Raw genomic sequence first — 6,418 nt, forward strand, 5'->3', positions numbered from 1 at the left:
GCAGCGACGTGACCGATCCGACGCCGGCCACCAGCATCCCGGGCCCGCCCTCACCGGCCGGCGACAGGCCCGGCGCACCGGCACCGGCGGCCGGTCCGGTGCCGGTGAGCCGGGCGCGGAGCAGGTCGACCAGCTCCCCGCTGCGGGCGTCGGCGTCGGCGGGTTCCCGCAGCCGCAGCCAGGCGGCGAACGGTTCGGTGGCGTACGCGGTCATGTCCTCACTCCGTCCAGCACCTGGGAGATGATCGTCACGGTGGCCGGCCAGCCGGGCAGGTCGGCCCGCCGGCCCCGGGCCGCGCGGCGCAGCCGGTCCCGCAGGTCGGCCGAGTGCAGCCAGCGGCGCAACGCCCCGGCCAGCGCCACCGGGTCGTCCGGCGGCACCAGCACCCCGGGCGCGGCACCGTCGCCGGCCCGGCCCAGCGCCTGCGGCACCCCGCCGACCGTGCTGCCCAGCACCGGGATCCCCCGGGCCAGGGCCTCGACCACCACCATCCCGTAGGTCTCGGCCCGCGACGGCAGGACCAGCAGATCCGCCCCCGCGTACGCCGCGTCCAGCGCCGGCCCGGTGACCGGTCCGTGCCAGCGCACCCGCCCGGCCAGCCCGTCCCGGTCCGCCCGCTGCCGCAGCCCGGCCACGAAGGCCGGGTCACGGTCCAGCGCGCCCACGCAGTCCAGCGTCCATGGCCTGTCGACCAGCCCGGTCAACGCGTCGACCAGCACGTCGTGCCCCTTGACCGGGGTGACCGCCGCGACGCACAGCAGCGCGGTGCCGGCGGCCGTGCCGGGGGCGACGTCGGCCGGGTCGACCCCCGGGGTGCCCACCGTCACCCGGGCCGGGTCGATCCGGTGCCGGGCCAGCAGCAGCTCCCGGGTCCAGCCGCTGGTGGTGACGAGCGCGTCGGCCAGCGGCAGGGCACGCGCCTCGGCGTCGTCGCCGAGCGGCATGTGCACCAGCACCACCTGGCGCAGCCGGCCGGCCTGCGCCGCCAGCAGCTCCGGCACGGTCGAGGCGACCAGCCCGTCGTAGAGCACCGGCACCCCGTCCGGCAGGGCCGCCAGCACCCCGGCCAGCCGCGCCCGCGCCGCCTCGTCGGGGTGCGGCCACTTTCCGGGTACGCCGTGCTCGTGCACCGTCCAGCCGGCCGCCCCGAGCCCGGCGCAGACCCGCCTGTCGTACGCGTTGCCGCCGCTGGGGGTGGCCGGGTCGTCGATGTCGCCGGGCAGGACGACGTGCACCGCCCGCACGGGCTACAACGACCGCTCGTAGCTGGCCCAGGCGATGTGTGACTCGTGCAGGGTGACCGTGATCCCGGCCAGTTCCCGGGCGCCCGCGCCCAACCCACCGGCGTGCACCCGGTCGGCGAGCCGGTCGGCGATGGTCCGGCACAGCACCTCGGTGGTGGTGTTCTGCCCGGCGAACGCCGGCTCGTCGTCGAGGTTGCGGTACGTCAGGTCGGCCAGCACCGCCTTCAGCTCGTCGGTCGCCCGGCCGATGTCCACCACGATGCCGTCGTCGTCCAGCTCGGCGCGGCGGAAGGTGGCGTCCACGACGAAGGTCGCCCCGTGCAGCTTCTGCGCCGGCCCGAACACCTCCCCCCGGAAGCTGTGGGCGATCATGATGTGGTCCCGTACGGTCACGCTGAACACGGTGTCTCCTCGTCGTAGCTGATCAGATGGCACAGCGCGGGCAGGTCCCCCGAGGCCAGCCGGGCGAGCACGGCGGGCAGCTCCGCGAAGCGGGACCGCCCGGTCAGCAGCGCGTCGAACACCGGGTCGGCGAGCAGCTCCAGGGCGAGCGTCAGCCGGTCGGCGAAGTCCCGCCGGGACGCCCGCGCCGGGGAGACCGTGCCGACCTGGCTGCTGCGGATCGTCAACCGGCCGGCGTGGAACGCCCCGCCCAGCGACAGCTCCACCGGCCGGTCGCCGTACCAGCTCAACTCGACCACGGTGCCCTCCGGGGCGAGCAGGTCCAGGCTGCGCTGCAACCCGGCGGCGGTGGCGCTGGCGTGCACCACCAGGTCCCGGCCCCCGGTCGCCGCCGCAGGCAGGGCGAAGTCGACCCCCAGCGCCGCGGCGACCGCCGCCCGCGCCGGATCGGCGTCGACCAGCTCCACCCGCACCCCGGGGAAGCGGGCCAGCAGGGCCGCCACGCTGCACCCCACCATCCCGCCGCCGACCACGCTGACCCGGTCACCGACCAGCGGCGCGGCGTCCCACAGCGCGTTGACCGCCGTCTCCACCGTGCCGGCGAGCACCGCGCGGGCCGCCGGCACGTCGTCCGGCACCGGGGTCACCGCCGAGGCCGGCACCACGTACGCGCTCTGGTGCGGGTGCAGGCAGAACACCGTCCGTCCGCGCAGCGCCGCCGGCCCGGCCTCGACCACCCCCACGCTGAGGTAGCCGTACTTGACCGGGGCGGGGAAGTCGCCCTCCTGGAACGGGGCGCGCATCGCCGTGTACTGGCCCGGTGGCACACTGCCGGTGAACACCAGCGTCTCGGTGCCGCGGCTCACCCCGGAGTAGAGGCTGCGGACCAGCACCTCGTCGGGGCCGGGCGTGGGCAGGGTCACCGGCCGCAGCTCACCGACGCCGGGGGAGCGGAGCCAGAAGGCCCGGGCATCGTGGATCACGCGGGTTTTCTCCTCTTCTGCCGGCGGAACCGAACGAAACGGCCGCGTCCTGCGTACCCACTGCCGAGGTCGTCGATCATAAACACGGAGGCAGGGTGTCCAGGGTTCGAACCGGTCCGGTGCTCGGCCTGACCGCACAGACCGTCCTGCTGGCCGGGCTGGCCGCGACCGTCGGGCTCGACGTCGCCGGCTGGCTGGCCGGTCTCGGGTACGGCGTGGTCACCTGCGTCGCGTTGCAGCGTGGCCTACGCCGTCGGGGCGTCGACCGGCTCGGGCCGGCCGACCGGGTGACGCTCGCCCGGGGGGTGCTGGTCGGCGGGGTGACCGCCCTGGTCGTCACCGGATTCTCCGGCCCGACCCCGCTTTCGGTGCTGGTGCCGATGACGGCGGTGGCGTTGGCCCTGGACGCGGTGGACGGCTGGGTGGCCCGACGCACCGGTACGGCCAGCGCGCTCGGCGCACGCTTCGACATGGAGGTCGACGCGTTCCTCATCCTGGTGCTCAGCGTCCAGGTGGCGCCGGTGGTGGGGCCGTGGGTGCTCGCCATCGGTGGCCTGCGGTACGCCTTCGTCGTCGCCGGCTGGCTGCTGCCCTGGATGCGGGGGACCCTGCCGCCGCGCTTCTGGCGCAAGGTGGTCGCCGCCACCCAGGGGGTGCTGCTGCTCGTCGTCGCCGCCGACGTGCTGGCCCGGCCGGTGACCGCCGTGCTGGCCGCGGTGTCGTTGGCGCTGCTTGTCGAGTCGTTCGGCCACGACGTCGGCTGGCTGTGGTGGCACCGGTCGACCCGGCCCACCCCGGCGGTCGCCCCGACGTCCGCCACGCCGGTCCCGGTCGCGCTGGTGCCGTCGGTCGTGGCGCTGCCGTCCGTACCATCGGTGCGGCCCCGGGTCGACGCCGTCACCGACCGGTCGTTCGTCGCCCACCAGCCGGTCTGAGCCGGCCCGCCGACCCGGCCGTGCGCCGGGGCCCTCCCCAGGAAGGACCATCCGGAGTGTCGTTGTTGTCACGCCTGCGTCGCCCGAGCACGGCAGCCGAGCCCACCGGGGACGCCGGGCCGTCCGGGGTCGACGCGTCCGCCGGAGTCGACGCGCCCGCCGGGCCCGCCGACGGGGTCGACGGGCCGGACGTCGCCGCCGGTCCGACACCGCCGGACGGGGCGGGCCGGGGACGGTGGCGTACGGTCGCCGGGCGGGTGACCACCGTGCTGGCCGGGCTGCTGGTCGTGGCGGTGCTGACCGCGCCGGGCCGGTTCGACCAGCTCACCCCGATGGCGTTCCTGCGGGTGCCGGTCGAGGCGCTGGTCGCCGCCGCCCTGCTGCTGGCGCTGCCCGGCCGGGCCCGGCGACCGGTCGCGGTGGCGGTCGGGGTGGCGCTGGGGCTGGTGGCCGTCGTCAAGGTGCTCGACCTGGGCATGTCGGCCAGCTTCGCCCGCCCGTTCGACCTGGTCCTCGACTGGGTGCTGCTGGACGACGGCTACGCCTTCGTCACCGACTCGGTGGGCACCGGCGGTGCGGTCGCCGCCGTCGTCGCCCTGGTCGCCCTGGTGGCGGCCCTGCTGGTGCTCACCACCCGGTCGGTGCTGCGGCTGACCCGGCTGACGACCGGGCACCGTCGCACCGCCGTACGGGTGGTGGCCGGCCTGACCGCCGTCTGGGTGGCCGCCGCGACGCTCGGGGTGCCGGTCGCCGACTCCGGCACCGCGATCCTGGTCGGGCAGCACGTCGGTCAGGCCGGTGCGGGCCTGCGGGACCGCCGGGAGTTCGCCGACCAGGTGGCCCGGGACGCCTACCGGGACACCCCGGGCGACCAGCTGCTCACCGCGCTGCGCGGCAAGGACGTGGTGCTGGCCTTCGTGGAGAGCTACGGCCGGGACGCCGTCGAGGACCCGGAGTTCGCCGGTGGGGTCGGGCCGGTGCTCGACGGGGGAACGAAACGGCTGGCCAAAGCCGGGTTCACCGCCCGTAGCGGATTCCTCACCTCGCCCACCTTCGGCGGGGGGAGCTGGCTGGCCCACGACACGCTGCTGTCCGGGCTGTGGATCGACAACCAGCAGCGGCACGACAGCCTGCTGGCCAGCGACCGGCTGACCCTCAACAAGGCGTTCCAGCGGGCCGGTTGGCAGACCGTCGGGGTGATGCCGGCGGCCACCTCACCCTGGCCGGAGGGGGCGTTCTTCGGCTACGACCGCTACCACGACGCGGCGGGGCTGGACTACCGGGGCCCGCAGTTCAGCTACGCCCCGATGCCCGACCAGTACACCCTGGCGACCTTCCAGCGCCGGGAGCGGACCCCCGGCCACGCCCCGATCATGGCGCAGATCCCGCTGATCTCCAGCCACTCCCCGTGGGGGGCGATCCCCCGGATGCTCGACTGGGAGCACGTCGGGGACGGCTCGATCTACCGCCGGCCGACGTCGGTGGCGTTCAACCCGAAGGACGTGGTGGGGCGCAGCACCACCGAGGTGCGCACCGGCTACCGGCGGGCCATCGAGTACTCGCTGAACAGCCTGATCTCCTACGTCGAGACGTACGGCGACGACGACACGGTGCTGGTCTTCCTCGGTGACCACCAGCCGTCCCCGCTGGTCACCGGCCCGAACGCGAGCCGGGACGTGCCGATCACCGTGCTCGCCCGGGATCCGGCGGTGCTGGCCCGGGTGTCCGGCTGGGGCTGGCAGGAGGGGCTGCGTCCCGGGCCGGACGCCCCGGTGTGGCCGATGGACACGTTCCGCGACCGGTTCCTCGCCGCGTTCGGCCCGCAGCCGCCCGCCCACGTCGCCGCGCCGCGCTGAGGTCCCGCGCTGACCGTCCGGTGACGCCGGACGGTCAGCGTTTCGCGGCCAACCGCACCGCGTTGCACACGTCGACCACGCCGGGCACCTGCCAGGCGACCTGGCCGGCGAGCTGCCGGGCGTCGACGTCGGGGGCGATCCCGCCGAGGATCGCCACCCGGTTCTGCACGGTGACGGTGATCCGCCGGGCCCGCAGGCCGACCCCGCCGACGATCCGGTACGCCACCTCGGCGGCCAGCCGGACGTCCTCCCCGGGCGGGCCGGGCGGGTCGGGCTCGGGACGGAACCAGCTGTCGTCGGGCAGCGGCCACGGCATCACCATGCCGTGCTCCTCTCCCGGGGCGGTGCGGTCGCGGGGGACCGGGACCAGTCCACCGCCGCCCGGCGGGTGTCGAAGACCGGGAACACCCGGTCCAGTCGCATGGTGTGCAGCACGGTGCGGACGAACCGGGACGGCCCGGCGAGGCTGAGTTGCCGGTCACGCTGCCGGGCGTCCTGCCGGGCCCGGACCAGCTCCCCGAGCGCGGTGGAGTCGATCAGGTGCACCCGGGCCAGGTCCACCACCACGTGCCGGTCGGCCCCGACGGCCTCCGCCAGCGCGCCGTGCAGGACGTCGCCGGTGGCGAGGTCCAGGTCACCGGCGGCGGTGACGACCGCGACCTCGTCGAGGTGCTCGACGCCCAGCACGCCGAGCGGGTCGGCGTGGCGCGGGGCGCGGGTGGGTGCCGGGGCCGGTTCGGGGGCCAGTTCGCAGCGGGGGCAGCGGTGCGGCCCGGTGGCGAACGGCGAACCGGTCCAGCCCTGCTCGGCGACGAACGTCCAGACCACCTCGGCGTCGGGCAGGACGCAGGCCGGGCCACTCGCCACCGCACCGCAGCTGTCACAGATCAGCGTCATCAGCGGTTCGTCCGGTACGACGGTCATCGGATCTCCTCCTCGAGGACGGCCGTGGCGGTCCGGTGGTGGGGGGGGCGGGGCCCGGGGGGGGGCCCGCCGC

7 protein-coding genes and 1 pseudogene are annotated in these 6,418 nt (G+C 75.9%); 2 read left to right on the forward strand and 6 right to left on the reverse strand.

Features of this window, described 5'->3' with window-relative positions:
- The 4 genes and pseudogenes from ACOJTC_RS06345 to ACOJTC_RS06360 all read right to left on the reverse strand — a co-directional run.
- Positions 1-214 (reverse strand): annotated as a pseudogene (locus ACOJTC_RS06345) (hypothetical protein); the annotation flags it as partial.
- A complete protein-coding gene (locus ACOJTC_RS06350; protein WP_420116142.1) occupies positions 211-1,245 on the reverse strand; it encodes a glycosyltransferase family 4 protein in 1,035 nt (344 codons plus the stop codon). The pseudogene ACOJTC_RS06345 and the gene ACOJTC_RS06350, both read right to left, overlap by 4 nt.
- A 3-nt stretch (positions 1,246-1,248) precedes the next feature.
- Positions 1,249-1,647, reverse strand: coding sequence for a 6-pyruvoyl trahydropterin synthase family protein (locus ACOJTC_RS06355; protein ID WP_420116143.1), 399 nt, complete (start codon positions 1,645-1,647; stop codon positions 1,249-1,251).
- A complete protein-coding gene (locus ACOJTC_RS06360) occupies positions 1,635-2,630 on the reverse strand; it encodes a zinc-dependent alcohol dehydrogenase (RefSeq protein ID WP_357929918.1) in 996 nt (331 codons plus the stop codon). The genes ACOJTC_RS06355 and ACOJTC_RS06360 overlap by 13 nt, the downstream gene beginning before the upstream one ends.
- Positions 2,631-2,725: 95 nt before the next feature.
- Between ACOJTC_RS06360 and ACOJTC_RS06365 the strand changes: the two genes are divergently transcribed.
- Both ACOJTC_RS06365 and ACOJTC_RS06370 read left to right on the forward strand, forming a co-directional pair.
- A complete protein-coding gene (locus tag ACOJTC_RS06365) occupies positions 2,726-3,565 on the forward strand; it encodes a CDP-alcohol phosphatidyltransferase family protein (RefSeq protein ID WP_204923025.1) in 840 nt (279 codons plus the stop codon).
- A gap of 56 nt (positions 3,566-3,621) precedes the next feature.
- Positions 3,622-5,421: a sulfatase-like hydrolase/transferase gene (locus ACOJTC_RS06370; RefSeq protein ID WP_420116144.1), complete on the forward strand. Its 1,800-nt coding sequence runs from the start codon at positions 3,622-3,624 to the stop codon at positions 5,419-5,421.
- Between the two features lie 34 nt (positions 5,422-5,455).
- Here ACOJTC_RS06370 and ACOJTC_RS06375 read toward each other — a convergent pair whose 3' ends face one another.
- Positions 5,456-5,743: a BON domain-containing protein gene (locus ACOJTC_RS06375; RefSeq protein ID WP_204923024.1), complete on the reverse strand. Its 288-nt coding sequence runs from the start codon at positions 5,741-5,743 to the stop codon at positions 5,456-5,458.
- Positions 5,737-6,345: an STAS domain-containing protein gene (locus ACOJTC_RS06380; RefSeq protein ID WP_204923023.1), complete on the reverse strand. Its 609-nt coding sequence runs from the start codon at positions 6,343-6,345 to the stop codon at positions 5,737-5,739. The genes ACOJTC_RS06375 and ACOJTC_RS06380 overlap by 7 nt, the downstream gene beginning before the upstream one ends.
- Positions 6,346-6,418: the final 73 nt, after the last annotated feature.

Source organism: Micromonospora sp., assembly GCF_048594385.1.
Taxonomy (GTDB): domain Bacteria; phylum Actinomycetota; class Actinomycetes; order Mycobacteriales; family Micromonosporaceae; genus Micromonospora; species Micromonospora wenchangensis.

Bases quoted from the DNA above. Each gene is read 5' to 3' on its own strand.
- ACOJTC_RS06375 (WP_204923024.1), bottom strand. From the start codon at position 5,743: ATGGTGATGCCGTGGCCGCTGCCCGACGACAGCTGGTTCCGTCCCGAG.
- ACOJTC_RS06380 (WP_204923023.1), bottom strand. From the start codon at position 6,345: ATGACCGTCGTACCGGACGAACCGCTGATGACGCTGATCTGTGACAGC.